The sequence below is a fragment of the Mycobacterium sp. IS-2888 genome (assembly GCF_001954215.1).
Taxonomy (GTDB): domain Bacteria; phylum Actinomycetota; class Actinomycetes; order Mycobacteriales; family Mycobacteriaceae; genus Mycobacterium.
On record NZ_MBET01000035.1, the window covers coordinates 1 to 2,039 of the forward strand.

Annotated in this window: 1 protein-coding gene; it reads left to right on the plus strand. The window is 66.0% G+C overall.

Annotated elements, in window-relative coordinates:
• On the plus strand, positions 1-2,039 hold a 2,039-nt coding region (locus A5745_RS05925), incomplete at both ends, for a condensation domain-containing protein (RefSeq protein WP_139329466.1).

The following is a 2,039-nucleotide window of genomic DNA, read 5'->3' on the forward strand; positions in this document are numbered from 1 at the left end:
CGACGACAGCTTCTTCGCCCTGGGCGGACACTCCCTCTCAGCGACCCGACTCGTCGCGCGCATCCGCACCGAACTCGGCGTCGAAATCCCCATCCGAGCAATCTTCGACGCCCCCACCATCACCCAACTCGCCCAATGGATCGCGACGCATGCCCGCGACCAGATGCGGCCGCCCCTGATGCCGCGGCAACGGCCGCCGCGATTGCCGTTGTCGTTCGCACAGACCCGACTGTGGTTCATCTACAAATACGAGGGTCCCTCGGCGACCTACAACATCCCGTTGGCGATCCGGTTCACCGGCGGGCTGGATACGGCGGCATTGACCGCGGCGATCGGCGATGTAGTGACCCGCCACGAGAGCCTGCGCACGGTGTTCGCTGAGGCCGACGGAACCCCGTGGCAACAGATTTTGCCCGCCGAGACAGTGGCCTCGCCGGTGGTCGCCCGCGAGGTGTCCGACCGGCAAGAATTGGCCGCAGCGGTGGCTGCAGCCGCCGAACACCGGTTCGACCTGGCGACGCAGATCCCGATCCGGGCCACCCTCCTTCGGGTTTCAGCGACCGAGCATCTGGTGGTGTTGGTCATCCATCACATCGCCGGGGACGGGGCATCGGTTGTGCCGCTCGCGAGGGATTTGGCCGCGGCATACGCCGCGCGGCGCGCTGGGCGGCTTCCGACTTGGACACCGCTCCCGGTGCAGTACGCGGACTACACCCTTTGGCAGCGAGAAGTCCTCGGCCGCGAGGACGACCCCGACAGCGTCCTGTCCCGGCAGTTGGCGTACTGGCGCCGTGAGCTGTCGGGGGCGCCAGAACGGATCTCGTTGCCGTTCGACCGGCCTCGCCCACCGAAGCGGTCGTTTCGGGGGGAGATCGTGGCGTTCGCGATCGACCCGCCGCTGCGGAACCGGATCGAGCAACTGGCCCGCCAGACCGGGACGACCACGTCGATGGTGCTACAGGCGGCGTTGTCCGTGCTGTTGCGCAAGCTCGGCGCCGGTGACGACCTGACAATCGGAGGGCCGATCGCCGGGCGCACCGACGACGCACTGACCGACCTGATCGGGTTCTTCGCCAACACGTGGGTGCTGCGGGTGGCGACCTCGGGCAATCCGCCGTTTGGGCAGCTCCTCCAGCAGGTAGCCAGCAAGGCACTGGCCGCCTACGAAAATCAAGACGCCCCCTTCGAGCGGCTGGTCGACTCGCTCAACCTATCCCGCTCCACCGCGAATCACCCGCTGTTTCAGGTGTCGCTCGCGCTGCAGAACAACCCGCTGCCGACGGTCGAATTCCCCGGGCTTGGCGTCGACGTGCTTCCTGCTTCCACCCACACTGCGAAGTTCGACCTGTCCATCAACCTCTTCGAACTTCCGCCCACGCCGGGAGAACCACAACCGATCCCGGGAACCATCGAATACGCCACCGACCTTTTCAACCACGAGACCGTCGAGAAGTTCGCCAACCACTACCTACGGGTCCTCGACGCGGTCTCGGTTGATCCGGAGCGGCGGATCGATCAGATCGAGATCATCGATGCGGTCGAACGCGACCAGGTCGTGAACCGGTGGAACGACACCGCCACCCCAATACCGCGCGGCAGCGTGCCAGAACTGTTCGCCGCCCAAGCCGCCCGCACACCCCAGGCGCTCGCGGTCGAAGACGACGACGAGACCCTGACCTATCACCAACTCGACGCTCGGGCAAACCATCTCGCCGCCCAGCTGACCACCTATGGAGCCCGACCCGAAACCATCGTCGCGGTCGCACTGCCCCGCTCCACCCGATTGGTCACCGCGCTGCTGGCCATCTCCAAAACCGGCGCGGCCTACCTGCCTATCGACCCGAACTACCCCAGCGAACGCACCACATACATGCTCACCGACGCCGCCCCCCAACTACTGATCACCGACACCGCCACCATCCAAACACTGCCCGACACCGACCTACCCCGACTCATCCTCGACACCATCGACCCCCCCACCGGAACCGGAGACACCCCCCCAACAACCACAAACACCCCAAAAATGACCAACCGCACAC